At 52.4% G+C, this 22255-nt stretch carries 18 protein-coding genes; 2 read left to right on the forward strand and 16 right to left on the reverse strand.

Annotated elements, in window-relative coordinates:
• Positions 1-81: 81 nt before the first annotated feature.
• The 3 genes from MKX51_RS23105 to MKX51_RS23115 form a co-directional block, all read right to left on the reverse strand.
• The gene (locus MKX51_RS23105) at positions 82-441 is read right to left on the reverse strand and encodes a hypothetical protein (RefSeq protein WP_340994010.1); all 360 of its coding nucleotides are present in this window, start codon (positions 439-441) and stop codon (positions 82-84) included.
• Positions 442-563: 122 nt separating this feature from the next.
• On the reverse strand, positions 564-743 hold the full coding sequence (locus MKX51_RS23110; protein WP_036732220.1) for a YfhD family protein: 180 nt from the start codon (positions 741-743) through the stop codon (positions 564-566).
• 35 nt (positions 744-778) lie between these two features.
• The gene (locus MKX51_RS23115) at positions 779-1138 is read right to left on the reverse strand and encodes a hypothetical protein (RefSeq protein ID WP_340994011.1); all 360 of its coding nucleotides are present in this window, start codon (positions 1136-1138) and stop codon (positions 779-781) included.
• A 538-nt stretch (positions 1139-1676) separates the two neighbouring features.
• Between MKX51_RS23115 and MKX51_RS23120 the strand changes: the two genes are divergently transcribed.
• Positions 1677-5747: a S8 family serine peptidase gene (locus MKX51_RS23120; RefSeq protein ID WP_340994012.1), complete on the forward strand. Its 4071-nt coding sequence runs from the start codon at positions 1677-1679 to the stop codon at positions 5745-5747.
• A gap of 420 nt (positions 5748-6167) precedes the next feature.
• On the opposite strand, the gene dnaJ is transcribed toward MKX51_RS23120, so the two are convergent.
• The 10 genes from dnaJ to gpr form a co-directional block, all read right to left on the reverse strand.
• Positions 6168-7295, reverse strand: a complete 1128-nt coding sequence (gene dnaJ / locus MKX51_RS23125; protein ID WP_340994013.1) for a molecular chaperone DnaJ — start codon at positions 7293-7295, stop codon at positions 6168-6170.
• Positions 7296-7413: 118 nt separating this feature from the next.
• Positions 7414-9261 (reverse strand): molecular chaperone DnaK, encoded by a 1848-nt coding sequence (gene dnaK / locus MKX51_RS23130; protein ID WP_340938839.1) that lies wholly within the window; start codon positions 9259-9261, stop codon positions 7414-7416.
• 73 nt (positions 9262-9334) lie between these two features.
• A complete protein-coding gene (grpE, locus tag MKX51_RS23135; protein ID WP_340994014.1) occupies positions 9335-9922 on the reverse strand; it encodes a nucleotide exchange factor GrpE in 588 nt (195 codons plus the stop codon).
• 49 nt (positions 9923-9971) lie between these two features.
• Positions 9972-11003, reverse strand: a complete 1032-nt coding sequence (hrcA, locus tag MKX51_RS23140; RefSeq protein WP_340994015.1) for a heat-inducible transcriptional repressor HrcA — start codon at positions 11001-11003, stop codon at positions 9972-9974.
• Positions 11004-11254: 251 nt separating this feature from the next.
• Positions 11255-11764, reverse strand: a complete 510-nt coding sequence (locus MKX51_RS23145) for an N-acetyltransferase (RefSeq protein ID WP_340938834.1) — start codon at positions 11762-11764, stop codon at positions 11255-11257.
• A gap of 74 nt (positions 11765-11838) precedes the next feature.
• Entirely contained in the window at positions 11839-13023 is a 1185-nt protein-coding gene (hemW, locus tag MKX51_RS23150) for a radical SAM family heme chaperone HemW (RefSeq protein ID WP_340938832.1), read from the reverse strand.
• Between the two features lie 144 nt (positions 13024-13167).
• Positions 13168-14979, reverse strand: a complete 1812-nt coding sequence (gene lepA / locus MKX51_RS23155; RefSeq protein WP_340938830.1) for a translation elongation factor 4 — start codon at positions 14977-14979, stop codon at positions 13168-13170.
• A 225-nt stretch (positions 14980-15204) separates the two neighbouring features.
• Positions 15205-15720, reverse strand: a complete 516-nt coding sequence (locus tag MKX51_RS23160; RefSeq protein ID WP_340994016.1) for a hypothetical protein — start codon at positions 15718-15720, stop codon at positions 15205-15207.
• Between the two features lie 30 nt (positions 15721-15750).
• On the reverse strand, positions 15751-17124 hold the full coding sequence (locus MKX51_RS23165; RefSeq protein WP_340994017.1) for a stage II sporulation protein P: 1374 nt from the start codon (positions 17122-17124) through the stop codon (positions 15751-15753).
• 193 nt (positions 17125-17317) lie between these two features.
• Positions 17318-18328, reverse strand: a complete 1011-nt coding sequence (gpr, locus tag MKX51_RS23170; RefSeq protein WP_340938827.1) for a GPR endopeptidase — start codon at positions 18326-18328, stop codon at positions 17318-17320.
• A gap of 180 nt (positions 18329-18508) precedes the next feature.
• On the opposite strand from gpr, the gene rpsT reads away from it, so the two are divergent.
• Positions 18509-18781 (forward strand): 30S ribosomal protein S20, encoded by a 273-nt coding sequence (rpsT, locus tag MKX51_RS23175; RefSeq protein ID WP_036732246.1) that lies wholly within the window; start codon positions 18509-18511, stop codon positions 18779-18781.
• Positions 18782-18971: 190 nt separating this feature from the next.
• Here rpsT and holA read toward each other — a convergent pair whose 3' ends face one another.
• The 3 genes from holA to MKX51_RS23190 all read right to left on the reverse strand — a co-directional run bounded on the left by holA (position 18972) and on the right by MKX51_RS23190 (position 22104).
• The gene (holA, locus tag MKX51_RS23180; RefSeq protein WP_340938826.1) at positions 18972-19991 is read right to left on the reverse strand and encodes a DNA polymerase III subunit delta; all 1020 of its coding nucleotides are present in this window, start codon (positions 19989-19991) and stop codon (positions 18972-18974) included.
• Between the two features lie 308 nt (positions 19992-20299).
• Positions 20300-21556 carry a zf-HC2 domain-containing protein gene (locus MKX51_RS23185; RefSeq protein ID WP_340994018.1) on the reverse strand — a complete coding sequence of 419 codons (1257 nt, stop codon included), beginning with the start codon at positions 21554-21556 and terminating at the stop codon, positions 20300-20302.
• The gene (locus MKX51_RS23190; RefSeq protein ID WP_036690462.1) at positions 21553-22104 is read right to left on the reverse strand and encodes an RNA polymerase sigma factor; all 552 of its coding nucleotides are present in this window, start codon (positions 22102-22104) and stop codon (positions 21553-21555) included. The genes MKX51_RS23185 and MKX51_RS23190 overlap by 4 nt, the downstream gene beginning before the upstream one ends.
• Positions 22105-22255: the final 151 nt, after the last annotated feature.

Here is a 22255-nt window from a genome sequence, read left to right on the forward strand (position 1 = left end):
TAACTGATATGCGGACGACACTTGCTTATTTCACTTTACTCTTATTAACGGCTATTTTAGCTTTTAAAATGATAAGATTTTTTAATTCCCTAACTTAATTCCCCATACGCTGTCCTTCCTGTATGCAGCCGCTTCCAGCAGCTCTGGTAGTCTCGTATCCTGCGGATAATGCCGCTCCAGATACTGGACGAAGGCCTGGCGCAGACCGATCTCCTTGTCCAGCTTGTTGAATTCATTGGGGTGCTTTTCCATTTCGGCGATGGAAGCTTCCCAGCCTACCAGATCTGCCGCCTCCGACTGTTCTGCTCGAACCTTTTCAGCAAGCATTCTTAGCTCCCGGTAAGCTCGTTTCACTTTGGAGGAATAGACCTGCTTCTGGTTCAGGAAGGTTAACAGCGCTACCAGCAGCGCCAGTCCCACCCACATTATCACTGTATCCACTTATGTATCCTCCCGGCTTCGCATATCACTCCATTATACACGCCAAAACACAAAAATACCCCACTTACGCAGGGTATCCGTAGCAACAATTCGTCTGCTCATCTCTTCTTGACTTCACCGAGTTATTCTTTCTTCATAATCTCTCCCAACTGCCGCTTATCAGCCTCACGGGAACGGTCCATGGCCTCAATATCATCCTGATCTGCTTCAGCTGCTGAGAATTCAACATCCTCGGCCTTCGCCTCATAGAGCATTTTCATTTTTTCGGTTTTGGAAAAGATTTTCGAGTTCTCTCTGTCCATCGCTTGCCATCAGCCTCCAATGTATTTATCTGACCTTAAATCATTCCGCCGGCTTCCTCAATAAGCGACATCGCCTGACCATGGACAGCCGCATCTACAATAACCGTCAGCAGAATATTTCTGCCCGTCGGACCGCCATCCCCGCCGTGGCTCATTCCGCTCCCGCTCGTATGCGCCGCAGCTAATATGCCCGTATGGTCACTGACTGCCGTCATCGAATCCATGCTCGCCAAATTGCCGGTAACCGGATTTACTCCCGGCTTCTGCTCGCTTCCCCCAAACCTGCTGAACCGGTCAATGGAAATCTCCTCTGCACGCAGTGCCTGCAGCTTACGGGAGACCCCTTCCGCTTCCTCCGGGGTTTTGAAGTAGGCCAGTATACTTTTTTCAGACATGGGAATTCCCCGCTTTCTGCCTGGTGTCCATAACGTACAAGCTTACTTGGCTATTTTGGATTTCCGGACATAATTTTATACATTTCCCGGCTAAAGGTTCCTTTAAATGGAGGAAATCAGGAGCCAGACTACTAAACTATAAGTTCGTTTTACGCTCAGCATATATGTCAGTAATTATGACGAAAATTGTTTTTTTCTCTGTTATTTTGTATTTTTTTGTCCTATAAGATTGGTTTCATAGGTTAAATAGACTAAACATGTCATATAACATTCCACATAAAATAAAAACGTTCTCAAATCTCTATAAATTTTGTGTGGATTTTACAAATAACCAGTGGTAAAATCTTCTTAATATTTTTCCTAGTAATCTTGACGGAAATAAACCGGATTAATAGAAAAGGAGAATCCGACTACTGTCTGTAGCAGGAGAGATGAAGCCAGAACCAACATCATATTGTGGAGGGGATTACATTTGGAGTGGACAAAATTACCTCGTAAGCTATCATTACTAACATTATCATTAGGTGTGGCTGCAAGTATGATTCCAGGCGCGGCATTCGCCGCCAGCAGCTTGAAGACACCCGTATCAGGCAATCATCTTCCAGCCTTGATTCCAGCGAATCAGCCTTATATTTCTCCACAGATTAACACCAAATCCTCAAATCTTGTCCGGGTTATCGTTCAACTCAGCGGTCAGCCTGCCGCCGTCGGCAAATATGCCGCCAGACAAGGAATTACAGCGCTCGCTAATACAGCGACTGAAGCTGCGGTGAACAGCCAGCAGGAAGAAGTACTTGATAAGGCTGAAGCCAAGAAGATTGACCTGACCGTCAATTACAAGTACGACACGATTCTGAACGGCTTTGAAGTCACCGTTCCGGCTGACAAAATCCCTGAGCTGGCGAAGATCTCCGGCGTGTCTTCCATTTATCCGAACAGCACCTGGTACGCTCTCCCTGATCAGACAGTGACCGAAGTGACTTACAGAAACGACAATGCTCCCCTGAAGCAGATTCATGCCGACTGGGCAGCAGACAAAGGTCTTGACGGTAAGGGACTGAAAGTCGGTGTGATTGACACCGGTGTTGACTATACACACCCGGATATTGCTCCAGCTTATAAGGGCGGTTATGACTCCTTTTACCAGGATGATGATCCCTATGAAGAAGTGCCGCTTACTCCTGAAGAAGATGAAGAATATGGTGTAGGATATGCGGGAACTTACCACGGTACGCATGTAGCAGGCACGATCATAGGTCAGTATGCAGCTAAGGGTGATGTGGCTCAGAAGGGTGTCGCTCCCGGGGCTGATTTGTATGTCTACAAAGTATTAGGCCGTAATATTGATAAGCCGAACACTTCCTCCGGATCTTCCGCTCAAGTCATTGACGGAATTGAACGTGCGGTCAAGGACGGCATGGATGTCATCAACCTGTCGCTCGGCTCCGATTCCGAGAAGGATGTTAACTCCCCTGATTCCATCGCAATTAATAATGCAGTACTCTCTGGAGTAACTGCTGTAATTGCGAACGGGAATAATGGGGAAAAGGGCCAATATTTCTCAATGGGTTCTCCAGCTGCTTCCCAATTGGCCATTTCAGTAGGTTCAGTGACCAGCCCTATTGACGCTTACTCCGGCGAATTCAAGGCAGAAATTGCAAACTCAGTAACTTCTGTTACTTATGATACCTACTTCCCATTCCATATGATGGCGTATGAGCTGGGTAAATCTGATTTCTCCAGTCCAGATGTTATTGGCACCGATCCTATTCAGGTCGTTTATGCCAACCTTGGAGCTGATGAAGATTATCCGGAAGGTGATCTCAGTAATACAGTTGTTCTGATATCCCGCGGTGATCTGTCCTTCCAAGCCAAGGTGGAAATAGCCAAGGAACATAACGTAAAAGCACTCGTGATCTTTAATGGTAACGCTAAGAAAGTTGGCGATAAGAGTGTAGCAATTCTGGACGAGAGCTACACAGACCGTTCAGGATTTATCGAAGTTAATCTAGGAAATGCATACCAGAACGTTCCTACATTCGATATTGAAGGATCTAAAGGCCGCAAGTTAGCCAGAGCCATTCTAAAAAATGGTGACAATCCAACCTATTTCACTTTTGGTTCAGAATATAAACATGAAATGACAACTGGTGATACAATGAGTACTTTCTCTTCATTAGGACCGAACTTTGACGGCAATTTGAGCATCAAGCCCGATATCGTTGCTCCTGGTGACGGGGTGCTCTCCACCTACCCTGCTTATGGCAAAGACCATCCTAAAACGGATTATTCTAAGGCCTACACGCGCCTTAGTGGTACAAGTATGGCAACACCTCATGTTGCAGGTTTGTCCTTGCTCATTAAACAAGCTCATCCGGACTATACACCATTCGATATACGTGCGGCACTTGCCAATACCGCAGTAGGTCTAAAGGTTAACGGCCAACCACAAGATTTTTATCGTCAAGGTCCAGGACGCGCCAATGTAGAAGATGCTATTAACACTCCTGCACTGCTGCAGGCAGTCGAACCTATCTCCATTCTGGACAAGAACTTTGTCCCTCAGAATGTGATTAACTACAATCCGTCCACAAGCTTTGGCACATTACTTCCAGGTTCTGAAGCTACGAAAGTCCTGCAATTGAAGAATGTGAGTGATAGCACCCTCACCTATTCAGCTTCCATAGAATGGAATTATGGTGATCCTAAAGTATCTGCGGTTCTCGACAAATCATCGGTAACTTCAGCCGCGAATGGTGCCTCTACGTTCAACCTGAAGGTCACCGTTGCTGCTGATACGGAGCCACAACTGCTGCAAGGTAATATCGTACTGAAAGCAGACGGACAGCCAACACTTCACTTGCCATTTGCAATCAATGTAGATAAGACAACCGAACAACCTGATTGGGGTACAGGCATTCAGGAAGCTACACTGAGCCAGCCGATCGTCTACACTAATTCAAGTGCAGTACTGAACTACAAATTGAAGGCTGAAGATATTAACTACTACGAAGTGAACCTGATTGGCTTGGATGATATCAAGAAAGGCTCCTTCCAGGTATCCACGACCGGTGCGCCGGATAAGTTCTTCGAGCCTGGGAACTACAGCACTGTTATATCATCTACTTACCATCCGTATGACCACAACGGTGATCCAATTCTGGATGCCAGCGGTAACCCGGCAGTAGCCAGCCTGACCGATGGGGTATACAAGCTGGAGCTTCTCGGCATTACCGCAGAGGACAACACCAAGACACCGATCAAGATCGACTACAACAATGATGAATATTACAGTACCTACACCTCATTCCGCTTTATCACTGTCTCTGACAGTGGAAACAATGGTGGCGGAGGTGGAGGCGGTACAGTAGTAACGCCAACTCCTGTAGTTGTTCCAGGTCCTGTGAAGTCCCTTGTAGATGAGGGTGTTCAACAGGTATCTGTAACACCTCTAACCGCCTCGAAGGATGGAGTAACGACAGTAACCGTCAGCGACAGCGATCTTAAGGCCGCTCTGGCTAAAGCCGCTGCTGCCAAGACAGCCGTTGTTATCTCTGTCAGCAGTATCGCTGATAAGTCTGCTAAACTGAGCCTGACGGCAGAACAGTTGAAATTACTGGCTGGTACTCAAGCAGGAAGCACCGTTATTGTAAATATCGCCGGATCTGCTGTATCCTTGCCGGTATCCCTGCTGGCCGCTTCTCCTGCTGGCCAGGGTCTCAAGCTTGTGATTAAGCAAGAGCCAGATGCAGCCAGCAAACTGATTGCAGGTACTCCGGGTGCCAAGGTCATCGGAACTCCGGTATCCTATGAAGCTTCATGGACTACAGCTACAGGGAGCACTTACTTGAACGTTCCAACCAACGTGTTCATCAAGCGCACCTTTACTGTACCTGGCAAGATTGAATCCAAGACCGCAGGCGTACTGTTTGAAAAAGATGGACTGGTGACCCCGGTTGCTTCTGTCTTCACACCACAGACAGACGGAACAACCATTGTTACAGTAAGCCGTCCAGGCTTCTCCGTGTATGCAGCAGTCAGCAAACCGGCAGCAGCCTTCACAGACATTGCTAATTCCAAATCAGCAGTTGCCATCCAGACCTTGGCCGACAAGCTGATTATCCAGGGAACCTCAGCGACTACTTTTGCACCACAGAGCAATCTGACCCGCGCTGAGTTCACAGCGCTCTTGACCCGTGCACTGGGTCTGCGTACCGATGCCAGCGTTACCTTCTCCGATGTGAAATCGACGGACTGGTACGCCAAGGATGTCGCCGCAGCCTCCAAGGCTGGCCTGATTCTGGGTATCGGCAATGGCAAGTTTGCTCCAACCCAGAAGGTAACCCGTCAGGAGCTCGCTGTCATTCTGGACAGAGCCCTGAAGCTGACAGGAACCGAACTGAAGGCTGTTGCTAATCCTTCGTTCACAACCTACTCTGACAGCGCTAAGGTAGCCCCTTACGCCAAGGACAGTCTGCAAGCCCTAACCAAAGCCGGTATCTTCGCCAGCGAAACGGGCATTGCCTTCAATCCAACAGCTCCGGCAACCCGTGAGACAGCAGCCGCTGCACTCTATGAATTGCTGAGCAAGAGCGGATTAATCGAGTAGTAGAATAAGCTTAAAAGGCTGTCCCAGTAGTTGTTACATGACTACTCTGGACAGCCTTTTTTGTTTGGTTATGACCCGTTTGAACACTTGAGCAGACGCTGTTGCAGATAATGTGCATACTACTTCTGATTGCATTTACTACATTAGAATCCCCTTTAATTTGTCCCAAAAGAGATTCTGTTGTATTTCATACATTTGGTTCTTAGATATCTGTTTAAAAATGCCCATTTAAAGAATTTCTAGTGTACGTTGTGCAACAGATTCTCTTTTTGATGAATTTCAGAAGCATTCTGTTGTAGCAAATACAACAGAACCACAAAGACAATAAACCCGGCAAAAAACAGCGCCCCGCCTCCACTTAATGGAGATGGGGCGCTGTTTTACAAGCTCTTCCATCCTTATTTCATATTACTTAAAAGTTCAGTCTCCCCGGAACGCCCGTTTCACACGGTCGAAGAACGACTGCTCCTGCTCATGCGTGTTCTCTCCGTTGAAGGAGGCGAACTGGCGGAGCAGGTCCTTCTGCTCTTCGCTGAGCTTGCTAGGCGTGACGACGATGACGCGGACATGCTGGTCGCCGACGCCGTTGCCGCGCAGATGCGGAACTCCTTTGCCTTTGAGGCGGAAGAAGGTACCGGTCTGGGTGCCTGCCGGGATCTTGAGCTTCACCTTCTCGGTCAGCGTTGGGATCTCAATCTCGTCACCCAGTGCCGCCTGAGCGAACGTCAAGGGAACCTCGCACATAATATCGTTGTTCTCGCGCTCGAAGAAATCATGATTCTTCACACGGATCACAATGTACAGATCTCCGGCCGGGCCGCCGCGTGTGCCGCCTTCGCCTTCACCGGTCATGCGCAGCTGTGCGCCGTCATCGACACCGGCAGGGATACGCACATGAATCTTGCGCTGTCTCTTCACCTTGCCCTGGCCTGCGCAGGTGGTGCATTTCTCTTTGATGATTTTGCCTGTGCCGCTGCAATTCGAGCAGGGACGGCGGTTACGCATCTGTCCAAGCGGTGTATTCTGCACGAATTCCTGCTGTCCGCTGCCGTGGCAGACGGAACAGGTCTCCGGCTTCGTACCCGGCTTGGCTCCGGAGCCGAAGCAGGTATCGCAGGTCTCCGTGCGTGGAATGGTAATATCGGTCTCTTTGCCGAACACCGCTTCCTTGAACTCAATGGTCATCGTATACTGCAAGTCGCCGCCGCGCTGTGGGGCATTCGGATCACGCCGTCCACCGCCGCCGCCGAAGAACATATCGAAGATATCACCAAGACCGCCGAAATCTCCGCCACCGCCGCCAAAGCCGCCGCCCATTCCCTGATTAGGGTCAATATGCCCATATTGATCATACCGCGCGCGCTGTTGCCCGTCGCTCAGAACGTCATAGGCTTCCTTAACCTCTTTGAACTTAGCCTCAGCATCACTGGCCTTATTCACATCGGGATGGTACTGGCGCGCCAGCTTGCGGTAGGCCTTCTTCACTTCGTCTTCTGAAGCATCTCTTCCGAGGCCCAGAACCTCATAATAATCACGTTTATCTGCCACTGCTTTCACCTCCGTACATCGTTAATTCTCCCCATTTACAAGGTAAAAGGAAAGCCAAAACCCGGGATGCCCCGGTCTTGACCTTCCCTCTCACCACCATAGAACTTATCGTCTAAGGTTACCCTTGATTCTTCTCATCGTCAACCACTTCGTAATCCGCATCTACCACGTTATCCTTCTTGGCATTGCCTTCAGCAGCATCCTGACCCGCTTCAGCGCCCTGCTGCTCCTGCGCAGCCTGCTCATACAGCTTCACGGACAACTGCTGCACAATCTCATTGAGCGCCTCTGTAGCGGCATTGATTTCTTCCAGGTTGTCAGTTTCAAGGGCAGCCTTCACTTTGTCCTTAGCTTCATTCGCTTTATCGATCTCGGAAGCATCGACCTTGTCGCCCAGATCCTTAATTACTTTATCTGTGGAGTATACGAGCTGGTCAGCACCGTTCTTGGCTTCGACCAGTTCTTTACGCTTGCGGTCTTCCTCAGCGTGCAGCTCGGCATCCTTCATCATCTGTTCCACTTCTGCGTCGCTCAGACCGCTGGAAGAAGTGATGGTGATCTTCTGGCTCTTGTTGGTGCCTTTATCTGTAGCAGAGACGTTAACGATACCGTTGGCATCGATGTCGAAGGTAACTTCGATCTGCGGTACGCCGCGCGGTGCCGGTGGAATCTCATTCAGCATGAAGCGTCCCAGCGTCTTGTTGCCGTTCGCCATCTCGCGTTCACCCTGCAATACGTGGATTTCCACGCTAGGCTGGCTGTCTGCGAAGGTCGAGAACACCTGCGATTTGCTTGTAGGGATCGTAGTGTTGCGCTCGATCATCTTCGTGAACACGCCGCCAGCAGTTTCAATACCGAGGGACAGCGGAGTTACGTCGAGCAGAACTACGTCTTTTACATCGCCAGTCAGTACGCCCGCTTGAACAGCAGCACCCAGGGCTACTACTTCATCCGGGTTAACGCCTTTGTGAGGCTCTTTGCCGGTAAGCTTCTTGATCGCATCCTGTACGGCAGGAATACGGGTGGAGCCGCCGACCAGTACGATTCTGTTCAGATCCGCAGGGGTCATTCCGGCATCCTTCAGCGCTTGACGTGTAGGTCCCAGCGTGCGCTCAACCAGACTTGCCGTCAGCTCGTCGAACTTGGCGCGGGTAAGGTTGATCTCAAGGTGCTGAGGCACTCCGTCAACTACCGTGATGAACGGAAGCGATACTGTAGTTGTAAGTACGCCGGACAGCTCTTTCTTCGCTTTTTCCGCAGCATCCTTCAGACGTTGAACAGCCGCTTTGTCCTTGCTCAGGTCAATGCCTTGCTCTTTCTTGAATTCAGCTACGAGATAATCCATAACCAGTTGGTCAAAATCATCTCCGCCCAGACGGTTGTCACCGCTGGTAGCCTTTACTTCAAAGAAGCCGTCGCCCAGCTCAAGGATGGATACGTCGAAGGTACCGCCGCCAAGGTCATAGACCAGGATGGTGTGATCTTCGGATTTCTCCAGACCGTAAGCAAGAGCTGCTGCTGTTGGCTCGTTGACGATACGCAGCACTTCAAGGCCGGCGATTTTGCCTGCATCCTTGGTAGCCTGACGCTGGCTGTCATTGAAATAAGCAGGAACTGTAATAACCGCCTGAGTTACAGGCTGGCCCAGATAGGCTTCAGCATCGGATTTCAGCTTCTGGAGAATCATTGCCGAGATTTCCTGTGCAGAATAGTCTTTACCGTCAATGCTTTCTTTGTGGCCTGTACCCATGTGGCGCTTGATGGAAGCGATGGTACGGTCCGGGTTCGTAATGGCCTGGCGTTTTGCCGTTTCACCGACGATGCGCTCGCCGTCCTTCTTGAAGCCTACAACCGATGGGGTTGTACGCGCGCCTTCCGGATTCGGGATAACGACGGCTTCGCCGCCTTCCATAACGGCAACGCAAGAGTTCGTGGTTCCTAAGTCAATACCGATAACTTTACTCACAGTAATGTGCCTCCTCAGAAATAATGTGAAGCCCGGGGCTTCATCCATTTAAATTATCTTATATAGAACAGATCTACATGCTGACTTTGACCATGGCCGGACGAAGAACCTTATCCTTCAGGAGATAGCCCTTCTGGACCTCTTCCGTCACGATGCCTTCCTCGTACTCCTCGCTCTCCACCTGCATGATCGCCTGATGATATTCAGGGTTAAAAGGCTGTCCTACCACTTCCATGGCTGTAAGTCCTTCAGTCTTAAGGACTCCCTCCAGCTGCCGGAAAATCATATTCACGCCTTTGATGAACGCTTCAGCGTCTGCACCTGCTGCAGGAGTCGCCAGTGCGCGTTCAAAGTTATCCATTACCGGAAGCAGCTCGGTTACAAGCTTAGACGTTGCGTACTGCGCCAGCTCTTCCTTTTCTTTCTGGGTCCGGCGGCGGAAGTTATCGAAATCAGCCTGCACACGCAAGGTGCGCGCCTGATGCTCATCTGCCAGCTCCTGCAGCTTTCTGTACTCCTCATTGCCTGAAGCCGCCTCGCTGGCCTCTTCAGCCGTGAATGCGCCGCTGCCTTCTGTAGTATCTGCCTCTTCAGCGGCGTGATTATCATTCACCGAGGGATCATTCTTCTCATTCATTTCCTGAACCTCTTCCTCTTTCAAGTTGTCTTCACCTCCTTAATAATATTCATCATGGACTAGTACACTCTGTTCACTTATACCAGTGTGCCAGCATCGCTGTCAAATCCCGGGACAAAATCCCCAGAATACCCATTACACGTGCGTACTCCATACGGGTCGGACCCAGGATACCAATGCTCCCCAACGGCTTGCCGTCTAATGAATAGGTGGCGGTGATCAGACTGCAGTTGGCAAAAGCCTCATGCTTATTCTCTGTACCGATGCGCACCTGCATTCCTGCTTCGCTGCTGGCCGGGGTAAGCATTTTGAGCAGCGTGGGTGTCTCCTCCAGCAGATCCAGAATCGTCTTCACCTTGTCGACGTCCTTGAACTCCGGCTGGGTCAGCATATTCGTGGCTCCGCTTAAGTAAATCCGCTGATCTTGGTCGCTCTCAAGCGCCTTATCCAGCACCTGCATTAATTCTTCATAATGGGAGATGTGGCGCTGCATTTCTTCGCCCAGCTCGGAATAGAGCTGACTCTTCAGCTTGTAGAGCGGTACATTGACCAGCTTGCTGTTCAGCAGATTCACGACCTTCTCCATCTCGGAGACAGATATCTCCGGAGGAAGACTCACGGTTCGGTTCTCTACCTGCCCGGTGCTGGTAACGATAATCGCCACAGCGGTCTTGTCATCGAGCGGAAGCAGCTGAAAATGGCGCAATGAAGTATGAAAAACCTCCGGTCCCAGCAGGATGGAAGTATAATTCGTCATATTGGACAGGATCATTGCCGCATGTTGGATAACCTGCTCTGTAGCATTCAGCTTCTCGGCGAAAAAAGCGCGGATCGTGCCCAGTTCGGCAGTTTCGGCGGAATTCCACGGTACCAGATGATCCACATAATAGCGGTAGCCCTTATGGGACGGGATTCTCCCTGCCGACGTATGAGGTTGCTCCAGATAACCCAGATCCTCCAGATCGGCCATTTCGTTGCGGATCGTGGCTGGACTGTAGCCCACATCCCCGCGTTTCGAGATACTGCGCGAGCCCACCGGCTCAGCGGAAGAAATATAGTCATCGACAATGGCATTCAGTATCATTCTCTGGCGTTCAGTTAACATGTTATTCCCTCCTATCCGGCTGTGGCTCCGATTCGTTAGCACTCTAGTGAGATGAGTGCTAACCACTAATACAAAAATACCAAACTGACCTCGGCATTGTCAAGTGAGTTCAGCAACTTGATTGCGCCTATTTTAGTCAAAGCAAGATTTGGGTCTGTTATCCGTAAAAAACCACTGTCACCCTGAAGCATCAGCTTCCGGGTGAACAGTGGTTTCTTATTATAGTTTACCTGGGGCTATAGCCCGCCGGATTAGTCCAGTCTCTTCAGCACGGCGATCTCATCGCAGGCATGCTGCTTCTTGCAGTTCACACAATCGGTCCAGACCTTCTCGGGGAAAATCTCCTTCTGCACTACATCGAAGCCGTTCTTAAGGAAGAAGTCCACGGCATAGGTCAGTGCCATAATCTTCGGGATCCGCTGGCGTCTCGCTTCTTCAACCAGCTTTTCCAGAATCATCGTGCCTACACCTTTGCCCTTACCTGCATCATTCAAGCCAATCGAACGGACCTCCACAAGATCACTTCCTAGCCGGAACAAGGAACCGCAGCCGACAAACTTGCCGCCGATCTCGGCGATCACGAACTGGTCGATCTGGCGGGTCAGTGCTTGCCTTGAACGGGGCAGCATAATCCCCTGCCTGGCATACTCCTCTATCATCAGATACAGCGGCTCTACATCCTCCACCGTAGCATTTCTGCATATCACTTGCTGCTCTCCTGCTGGAGAAGCCTTTTGGAAATGATCCGTTTTGACAAGCACCTTGACTCACCCCTTGTTGTTAATATGAATAAATATACAACAAGGTGAATTACAATTCAAGGGGTATTTCAAAATTAAACCACTGTCAAAGCACCGACAAATTCCCCGAAAACATCGTTGCCAAACAGGATTCCCTGCTTGCTCAGGCGATAGGTGTCCCCCGACTGCTCCAGCAGCCCGGCCTTCAGCATTTTATGCAGCGGTTTTGCAAAAACAGCCTCCAGCGGCTTTCCGAATTGTGAGCGGAACGCCGCATCCGAAATCCCTTCGCGCATCCGCAGGCCGACCATCATGAAATCCTCCATCGCCTCCTGCTCGGAGACCTCAAAGCTGTCCAGACGCGGCAGCCCGCTGCGCGAAGCCTCGTTATACGGGTTCACGCCCTTGATATTCATGTGCCGCTGCCGGCCCACATATCCATGCGCCCCTGCGCCCAGACCGTAATAATCCTCGTTGCGCCAGTACGTTATATTGTGGCGGCTCTCCAGCCCCGGCTTGGCAAAATTACTGATCTCATACTGCGTATAACCTGCGGCCTCCATAGTGGACATCAGCAGCAGATACATCGCCAGCTCATCCTCTTCATTCGGCAGCGGAAGCTTGTTCTTGTTGAACAGGGTGTGAAACAGCGTATTCTCCTCCACCTTCAGACTGTAGATGGAATAATGGGGAAGATCCAGCGCCAGCGCCTTGTCGATACTCTCTCTGAGCATATCCACCGTCTGGTTCGGCAAGCCGAACATCAGATCCAGCGACAGGTTATTAAGCCCGACCGCACGGGCATTCTCCAGACTGCGGTATACGTCATTCACATCATGAATCCGGCCGATTCCGCTCAGCAGCTCATTCTGGAACGCCTGCACCCCGAAGCTGACCCGGTTGACGCCGCCTTCCTTCATTACTCTGAGCTTGTCGATATCGGTTGTGCCGGGGTTAGCCTCCATCGAGAATTCAATCTGCTCATCCCACTGCGGGAAATGCCTGCGGACCGATTCCAGGAAATAAGCCATCTCATCAGGCTTGAGGACAGTAGGCGTACCCCCGCCGACAAAAATCGTCTTGATCACACCCGGAGGCGTGTGCTGCACGGTCAGCTCCATCTCGCGGTCAAGCGCATGGAGATAGTCCATCACCGGCTGATCCTTCAGCACGTAAGAATTGAAATCACAATAGAAGCATTTATTGGTGCAGAACGGGATGTGAATATATACGGCCTCAGGGGGACGGCCACTCTGTGCAGAGTTCATAGCTGAGTTCATTAGCTGTCTCCTTTTGTTCTATTAATATACAGGCCTGCCACACTACCTGCTGCTGAAAAGCAAGAAGAAACGGCTGCACCGCCCTGCGTAGGGCGGCACCCGTTTCTGCGATAAACCGGAAGCTCCGGGGGAGCTTATATGCTGCTACTCAATCTGAAGCACGGCCATGAACGCTTCCTGCGGCACCTCGACGCTGCCGACCTGCTTCATGCGCTTCTTCCCTTCCTTCTGCTTCTCCAGCAGCTTCCGCTTACGCGAAATATCGCCGCCGTAGCATTTGGCGAGTACGTTCTTGCGCATGGCCTTAACGGTCTCACGCGCAACCACCTTCGTGCCGACGGAAGCCTGAATCGGCACCTCGAACATCTGGCGCGGGATAATGCCGCGCAGCTTCTCACAGATGACCCGGCCGCGGTTATAAGCGCGGTCGCGGTGAACGATGAAGGACAGTGCATCGACCTGCTCATTGTTCAGCAGGATGTCCATCTTGACGAGATTGGACTGGCGGTAACCGGAGATCTCGTAATCATAGGAGGCATAACCCTTCGTGCCGGATTTCAACTGGTCGAAGAAGTCGTAGACGATCTCGGACAACGGAATTTCGTACGTAATGGTTACACGGTTGCTGTCCAGATACTCCATGTTGACGAATTCACCGCGTTTGTTCTGGCACAGCTCCATAACGGTACCCACGAAGTCGTTAGGCACAATAATGGCTGCTTTGACATACGGCTCTTCGATGAAGTCAATCGTCCCGATCTCCGGGTAATGCGACGGATTGTCGATCTGGATGGTCTCCCCGTTCGTCAGCTTAATACGGTAAATAACGCTCGGCGCAGTAGTAATCAGCGGCAGATTGAACTCGCGTTCGATCCGCTCCTGAATAATCTCCATATGCAGCAGCCCCAGGAAGCCGCAGCGGAAGCCAAAGCCGAGGGCGCTGGAGCTCTCCGGCTCGAAACTCAGGGAAGCGTCGTTCAGCTGCAGCTTCTCCAGCGCTTCACGGAGATCATTATAATCGGAAGTCTCAATCGGATAGAGACCGCAATAGACCATCGGATTAATCCGGCGGTAGCCCGGCAGCGGTTCAGGGGTCGGATTCTTGGCATCCGTCACCGTATCCCCGACACGGGTGTCGCCTACATGCTTGATCCCGGCCACAATGAAGCCGACATCACCGATGTTCAGCTCCGGCACAATGGTCATACGCGGCATGAAGGCTCCGACCTCGATCACCTCAAAGGTTTTGTCGGTGGCCATCATTTTAATCTTGGAACCGGCACGGATACTGCCGTCCATTACGCGGACATAGACGATAACACCCTTGTACGGGTCATAATGGGAGTCGAAGATCAGCGCCTTGAGCGGTTCTTCCGAGCTGCCTGTCGGCGCCGGAACCTGCTTCACAACCTGCTCCAGAATCTCCTTGATGCCGATGCCTGCCTTAGCGGAAGCCAGAACGGCTTCGCTGGCATCCAGCCCGATGACATCTTCAATCTCCTGCTTTACCCGGTCGGGATCTGCGTTCGGAAGATCGATCTTGTTGAGTACCGGAAGAATCTCCAGATTGTTATCCAGGGCCAGATACACGTTGGCCAGCGTCTGGGCCTCAATCCCCTGGGCTGCATCCACTACCAGAAGAGCGCCTTCACAGGCAGCTAGACTGCGTGATACCTCATAGGTGAAATCGACATGCCCCGGTGTGTCAATCAGATTCAGATAATAATCCTGTCCGTCATCGGCACGGTACGTCAGACGTACGGCCTGCAGCTTAATGGTTATGCCGCGCTCGCGCTCCAGGTCCATCTGATCCAGAACCTGCTCCTGCATTTCACGCGTAGACAGCGCACCCGTATACTCCAGAATGCGGTCAGCCAGTGTCGATTTGCCATGGTCTATATGTGCAATAATCGAGAAATTGCGAATTTGTTGTTGTCGTTTCTGAACGTCAGTCATTCCTTACCCCCACAGACAGCCTAATGTTAATCCACTTATTATAACAGTACGGGCTCCGCCCATCAATCCCGCCAGCCGCCGGAAAAGAAAGAAACCGCCCAGACCCTCTACATTTGCGAGCTGAACCCTGCAAAAAAACACACAAACGGGTGCGGGCTTCCATCATCCGCAGCCGTTTGTGTCCTCAACCTCATTGCAGCCCGGGAGACTCCGGGCAGCTCCTGCTCACTCCTCCGAGGAGTCGAAGAGGGAGACCACCCAGCGGATGCCCTTCTGCGAAGCCTGCTGGAGCAGCCCGGCGGTCTTATCCGCCAGCACATCCACAGTCGGCTTCCGCTCCTCTGGAATCAGAATCTGCTCGGGACTGAGCGCAGAGTAGTCCTTCACCTCCTGCTGCGGGAGACTGCCCTTGCCGCTAGACGTCTGCGCCTGTGTACCTGCAACCGGCTGCTGTACCGGCAGCACGGTGTAGGCGCCCGTTACCGGATCAATAGTCACGGGCACATATACATAAGCCTGGCCGCCCGGGGCCGTGCTGGCAGCCGGAACGTACGCAGTCCCGGCTGTGCCGTTCTGTCCAGCCGGAAGCTGGCTGCCGGCCGCGCTGCTCCCGGCCGGCTTACTCCAGTCCGGCAGGATACCGGAGACTCCCGAACCGCCGCCGCCGAACTGCAGGCCGATCAGCAGCCCCACGCCTGCCCATATTCCGACCATTACCAGCTTTTTACCGAACCGTGTCATAATCTCCACTCCTTTTCAGCTATAATCCGTTCAGGAACCTGTCGATGTCTCTGCCCCGGTGCCTCCAGATTGCGTACTGCCCTGATCTGGCGCAGCTGCCTTCTCGGCGTCCCGGCTGCTCCAGTACACATCAGCGATGGCATCCGCCAGAATATCCGCCGTCCGCTTCAGCTCATCGGCGCTGTTGTCAATTCCGCCTACCTCAATCAGCACACTGTTCGGGGACAACGTCTGGTTATATTCCCCATTATTCCCGTTTCCGGACGATTTCCCCCATATCCCGCGTGAAATTCCAGGATAATTTTTCTCAAGCAGCTGATGGATCTTATTGGCGAAGGCCTCGTTTTGTTTCCAGTTTTTATTCGCATGCCCCAAAATAAAATAGACCTGGGCATAATTTTTCCCGTTAATCAAAGCTGTTGTTTTGCCGTGCCGCTGCGAATCGCGGTGGATATCAATCAGCTCACTCATGTTCTGATTGGAGGCCATGGCCGATTTCACAGTCATACGTGAATATTTATAAGAGAAGTTCCAGTTGTAGCCCGGTACCTCTGTAGCATAGTCCTCCTGGGCATGTACAGTTCCGATCCCCCGCTCTTCCAGCCTCTTGGCAATATAGGAGCCTACCAGCATGACATTCTTGGAAGGGACTGCCGAGCTGGGATTGTCGCTCTGTGCGCCAAGCAGCGGATTATAGGCCTCCCGGGGATGGGAATGATAAACGAGAATCCGCTTGACCGAAGTATCTCCTGTGCCGTTCTCGGCATCTCCGCTTCCGGAGTAGCCCTCGTCAGGTTCTGTACCGGACGGGTCAGGGACAGGCGAAGCCTCGGGCTCTGCCACGCCTTCCCCCGGACTGTCATGGCCATTACCAGCCTCAGTACCGTTCCCTGAATCTGGCAAGGCTCCAGGATCGCCCCCTGCTCCGGGATCTTCCCCGGTGGCCAGTTCATCGCCCCCCGGATGATAATCGGCCGGCGCCCCTGTACTCCCCCCTGAGCCTTGCCGCAGCAGGAAGGGATCATCGGCAGCAAGTCCTGGCATCTCACGCGAGACCAGACTCTTGGGATCACCTGGATCAACACTGGTAAGCAGCCGGAATACGAAGGAGGTCACCTTGTCCCCGGAGAAGGCCGAAGGCTCCTCGCCCTTCGGCAGATGGGGAACCTCCATGCCCAGCAGCTCCATGAAGAATCCGCTGGAGAGCGAGGCCGCCAGACCTTTCATGGAAGGAATGGGCGAAGAATTCAGCTTCTGCCCGGCCAATCCGCCGGCTCCAAGCAGCATGAACAACACAAGCGAACCTCCGGCCAGCAGCAGCATCGTCCTTCCCAGCGACAGAATATCCATCAGCCGTCCGCGCAGCCGCCCTATATTCCATAGCTGAAACCATTTTCTGTTCATGATTGTTATGTCCTCCTCTAAGCCCTCTGTAATCTCTCATACTCCAAATCTATGAGCGGAAGAGTTGTGCTAGAACCACAGAATGAGAGATAGCAGGGAGCATCGATAGAGAAGTGAAGGGGCAACACACAAAGAGCCCGCGACCAGTTCTGCGTTATGGCAGGACGGTGCGGGCGAGGTGATAAGTGACAGATCAGTGAGTGTAAGCTCCGACATTGCCCGGATCTACCGCTTCATGGAGTGCAGCATTCAGTCCGCTTGCCACAATGTTGGCGATCTCTTCAATGAATTCATCGATCTCTTTAGGGGTCACAATCAGGTCATGCCCCAGCGGCTCAAGCACTTCCTTCACCAGGGCGAGACGCTCCTGCTCAGATATATCGTCAAGGAGACCCATAATTTCTTTGGTGTGAGCACCGCCGTCCGCCATCTGCCCGAAATGAGTCCGCATCATCTCCAGCACATTGTTGACGATGGTGGAAGCATAGCAGACCGTTGGGACGCCGATGGCGATGCAGGGCACGCCCAGCACCTCCTTGGTCAGCCCTCTGCGCTTGTTCCCGATCCCTGAGCCGGGATGAATGCCGATGTCCGCAATCTGGATGGTGGTATTGATTCTCTCCAGTGAACGGGAGGCCAGCGCATCAATAGCTATAATGACATCCGGGCTGGTGCGGTCCACAATCCCCTGTACAACTTCGCTGGATTCAATCCCCGTCAGGCCGAGCACTCCGGGAGCAATAGCACTGACATTCCGGTACCCGGGCGAGATCTGGTCGGGCACCAGCTCATAGAACTGGCGGGTAATCAGCGAATTCTCAACGACCAGCGGGCCGAGCGAGTCGGGCGTCACATTCCAGTTGCCCAAGCCTACGATAAGGACCTTGGAATCGCGGCCAATGCCGATTTCATCCAGGAAGTGCTCGAATTCCCGGGCAAACACTGTGGAGACCTTCTGCTGCAGCCCGGTGTCCCCGCCGCGCAGCCCAGGCACCTCCAGGGTCACGTAATTGCCGATAGCCCGTCCAATCGCCTGAGAACCGGCAAGGTCTGCTACAGCAAGTCTCGTGACCTTGATGCCGTCCGCTTCTTCCACTTCCTCATTGACACCCGGGATCGGCGCATTGGCGTGCCGCTCTGCCATTTCCTTCGCTTCCACTGCCAAGTCCGTACGTACCGAATACAGCTGAAGATCCAGTTCCATTCTTAGTTCAGCCTCCTTTTGCATATTGCTGATAGTGTGCGAGAGAAAGCCTCCGTTTATACAAACCGCTCTAAGGGAATTACAAAGCTTTTTATCTTGCTTTTTGCTACCCTTCATGCTAAACTATTTTAAGTTGTGAATCATTTGTTGATTTCGAATGTCTTTCAGGAGGTGAATGCAATGCCAAATATCAAATCCGCGATTAAACGCGTCAAGACGATCGAGAAACGCCGTGCACTGAACGCTTCCCAGAAGTCTGCTCTTCGTACAGCTGTGAAAACTGCTGATGTAGCAGTGACTGGTACGGAAGTTGAAGTAGCTCAGGCTGCTTTCCAAGCGGCTTCCAAAAAGCTGGACAAGGCTGTAACTAAAGGCCTGGTTCATAAAAATGCGGCTGCCCGCAAAAAATCCCGCTTGGCTAAGAAATTGAACGCTCTCAAGGCTCAAGCCTAAGCCAAGGGCGACAATCATAACGAGCACTGAAGAACCTGACCGCTATGCTGCATACGGTTAGGTTTTTTTATGCTCGTTAGCTTCATTCATTGAATTTCGCTGTGCAATCAAAGAGCCTGTCCATCCCATGATACACGCGGGTGGACAGGCTCTTTGATTCGTTGATTCGTTCCATGAGAAGCCGCTCTGTTCAGGCTCCAAGGCGCAGCATGAACATCTCCAGCCCCAGCACCTTATCGACAGCTCCCGTCTTCATCTGATAGTCCAGATCCGCCAGAATACTCAGGATCTGCCGCAGCCGCTGGCTTCCGAACTTATGAGCCTGCTCTCCGGCCAGCTTCACTGCATACGGATGCAGTCCGAGCTGGGAGGCAATCTGTCCCTGCGAATAGCTCTGGGCCGACAGATCCTTGACCTGCAGGATGATTCTGAACTGCCGGGCAATCAGCGAAGCGATCTTGATCGGCTCCTCCCGCTGCTTGAGCAGCTCATAGAGCGTATTCAGCGCCTTGTCCAGGCGCAGATTCGCAATATCCTCCACCAGCGTGAAGATGTTCTGCTCCGTCCCCCGGTGGACCAGACTCTCCACCGCTGCCGCATCCACCCGACCGCCAGTACCGGCGAACAGACACAGCTTGTCCATCTCCGCAGACAGACCCTGGAGTCCGGTTCCGCTGCTTGCAATCAGAGCCTCCGCTGTCCCCGGCGCAAGGGAGCAGCCGCGTTCGCGGAAGCCCTTCTCCACCCAGCGCAGCAGCTCCTCCGCACCCAGGGGATTGAAGGCCAGCACGGTGCCGGCGGTCTTGATGCTTTTGACGATTTTTTTACGTTCATCCAGCTTGTCGCCGTTCACCATAAATACAATCACACTGAACTCGGCAGGGTGCTGCATATATTCGCTCAGCATCTCCACGTTATGTTCCAGCTTCGCCTTCTCCTTGCCTGCCGTGAACAGAGCCGCATCCCGCACCAGCAGAAGCTTACGCTCTACCATGAACGGTACCGTTTCCGCCTCTTCAATGACAGCCTGAACCGGAGTTTCGGAGAGATCGAACGGGATCACCGCGAAATCGCGGTCTTCTTTGGGGATCAGGTGTTCCTCCAGCATGGCCGCGAATTCATTCATCCGGAACTTCTCACTGCCGTACAGCAGGTACAGCGGAGAGACCTTTCCTTGCTTGATGTCTTTGGCAGCCGTTTTGGCATCCATCCCGCCACTTCCTTTTTCATTTACTTGCCTGATCCGTATCAGACACACACATTCGTACATTTTAACAAAAAAACGGCTGAAAACATAGGTATCATTATCACTTCTCTTGACCGGGGCGCAAGCCAAAACGGAGCAACCTCGGCAGCCAGGGCCAAAGTTACTCCGTTTCAGCGGCGCATCTATATAAACGACGGAGGGAGCAGCTCTAGAAACTCTCCCGGCCGCCGGTCATACCGATGATACTCGCAAAGCCTGTAATTCATGTCCTCATGCCTTAGCATATTCCGCAGGCCGGAAGAACGTTCCGGTTATTTGTCGGACGTTGCCGCATCCGGGGTAATAGCCGGGCTGGGGACAGATGAAGCAGAAGCCGCCGGAGAAGCGGTAGGCGCTTGAGAGTTGGCAGGAGCCGGAGAAGCAGATGGAGCAGGTGTCGCACTCTCTGCCGGAACCGTGTATACCTTCGTCGTCTGCGTACCGTCCTCAAGCTGTAGCACATAAGTGAACTGGGTGCCGTCTTCCGACCACACACCGGAGACCCAGTTCCCCTCCAAAGGAAGCGAGGTTAATACTGTCCGTTGTTGTTCTTCTCCTTCTGCGGTTAGGCTGTAGATTACAACATGCTGACCCGTCAGCTCAGCCGTATGCTGCCCGTCCGGTGAAGTCCACGAGGAATCTGCGACCATCAGCATGGCTCCTGCCTCGTTAGGGGCTGGAGTCGGCGCCATCCTTGTATCTCCCGCAGCCGCTTTATCATCCGCCATCTTCTCTTGTGTTGGTGCACTCGACTGTGTGCCTTGGGGTTCCGCTGACTGGCTATCCGCTTTCTTGGTGCTCTTAGGGCGGTCCGCCGGAGGCGCAGTAGCGGTGCGGTTACTAATCGGAGCTTCGCTTACCGCAGGCACCTTGTCAGAAGACGTACCGCCGCCAGCTGCGGCCGGTTGATCAGCTCCCTCACTGGGAGCAGGCGGTGCAGATTTCAAATTAACTTCTGCAGATTCACTAGGCGTGGCCTGGTCCATCTTATTAAGCTCACTGCTGCCGCCGCTGTTATTCTGTCCGTCCGCCTGCGGGGCGTCCGCACTGCTTTCCGTGCTCATGTTGGAGTTCGCCGCTCCGCTGCTCATCAAATTGGATGACATATCCAAGTCTGCGCCCGGCAGGCTCTTAGGCATATTGAATACGGCGATGAGCAGAATCACCGCTGCCGCCGCAGCACCAATGCCTGTCCGCGCAGCCAGTGAAGGGCCCTTGGACTTTTTGCCCCGGCTATTGGAACGGGAGAAGGGAATAACCTTCGGATCCTCCGGCTCCATTACAGCAGGCTCTTCCGGGACACCGCGGTCCAGCTGTTCAAGCTGAGGCAGGATAGAGTCAACCAGACTGAAGGGGGGCTTCACGTCGGGAAGCTGCTCCAGCTGCTGGGAGAGCAGCGTCAGCCGGTCCAAGACTTCCGCGCAGGCAGGACAATCGTCGATATGACGGAACATTTCAAGCATTTCTTCCTGACTGAGATCATGATCCAAATAGCGGTGCATCCATTCCATCACCTCCGCGCATTTCATCCTGACACACCACCTTTCTGATACTCCTGAAGTCTATTCTGCAGCTGCTGCCGCGCCCGGAACAGGTACGATTTGACCGTGTTCAGAGGCAGATCCAGACAGTCTGCAATCTCGTTGTAAGAAAAATCCTGTAAATAGCGGAGCACGATTACCGTCCGGTGATGCTCCGGAAGCTGGTCGATGGCCTCACGGATATCCTCCGCCAGATAACCCGACATCACTTCGCGCTCTACGTTATGTTTTTTATCCTGGAACACCATTTCGTGTTCATCGATAGAAACGGTAGGCTTCGTTCTCCGGAATTTGTCTATACATATGTTGGTTACTATTCGCTGAACCCATGTTTTGAACTGCGCCTTCTCCTCATAGGAGCCGATCTTGGTGTACACCCGGATCAACGCTTCCTGGGAGGCATCCAGAGCATCCTGTTCATTATGCAGAATGTAGAAGGCCGTCTTATATACATGCCCCTCAATTTCTCGCAATAGGGTGATTAGAGCGTCGCGATCGCCCGCTTGAGCGGCTCTGATGAGTCCCTGCTCCACCACGAAGGTTCCCCCTCTCTATGCAATCTTACTGACGCGCAAGACTGCGAATTTGTTGCAAGCCTGTAATGATTATTTTAAAAGATAAAAACTATATGCTTCGCGCATAAATGTTCCTTATCTTTCCCGCTGAAACGGTACCGTCCTAAAAAAG

Origin of the sequence: Paenibacillus sp. FSL M7-0420 (genome assembly GCF_038002345.1) — a bacterium.
Lineage (GTDB): Bacteria > Bacillota > Bacilli > Paenibacillales > Paenibacillaceae > Paenibacillus_AQ.

Excerpts from the sequence above, each read along its gene's own strand:
- holA (WP_340938826.1), bottom strand. The coding sequence starts at position 19,991 with ATGGATGCCAAAACGGCTGCCAAAGACATCAAGCAAGGAAAGGTCTCT.
- MKX51_RS23185 (WP_340994018.1), bottom strand. The coding sequence starts at position 21,556 with ATGAAATGCGCGGAGGTGATGGAATGGATGCACCGCTATTTGGATCAT.
- MKX51_RS23120 (WP_340994012.1), top strand. The coding sequence starts at position 1,677 with ATGATTCCAGGCGCGGCATTCGCCGCCAGCAGCTTGAAGACACCCGTA.
- hemW (WP_340938832.1), bottom strand. The coding sequence starts at position 13,023 with ATGAACTCAGCTATGAACTCTGCACAGAGTGGCCGTCCCCCTGAGGCC.
- hrcA (WP_340994015.1), bottom strand. The coding sequence starts at position 11,003 with ATGTTAACTGAACGCCAGAGAATGATACTGAATGCCATTGTCGATGAC.
- MKX51_RS23165 (WP_340994017.1), bottom strand. The coding sequence starts at position 17,124 with ATGAACAGAAAATGGTTTCAGCTATGGAATATAGGGCGGCTGCGCGGA.
- MKX51_RS23160 (WP_340994016.1), bottom strand. The coding sequence starts at position 15,720 with ATGACACGGTTCGGTAAAAAGCTGGTAATGGTCGGAATATGGGCAGGC.
- MKX51_RS23110 (WP_036732220.1), bottom strand. The coding sequence starts at position 743 with ATGGACAGAGAGAACTCGAAAATCTTTTCCAAAACCGAAAAAATGAAA.
- lepA (WP_340938830.1), bottom strand. The coding sequence starts at position 14,979 with ATGACTGACGTTCAGAAACGACAACAACAAATTCGCAATTTCTCGATT.
- MKX51_RS23115 (WP_340994011.1), bottom strand. The coding sequence starts at position 1,138 with ATGTCTGAAAAAAGTATACTGGCCTACTTCAAAACCCCGGAGGAAGCG.
- gpr (WP_340938827.1), bottom strand. The coding sequence starts at position 18,328 with ATGGAACTGGATCTTCAGCTGTATTCGGTACGTACGGACTTGGCAGTG.
- rpsT (WP_036732246.1), top strand. The coding sequence starts at position 18,509 with ATGCCAAATATCAAATCCGCGATTAAACGCGTCAAGACGATCGAGAAA.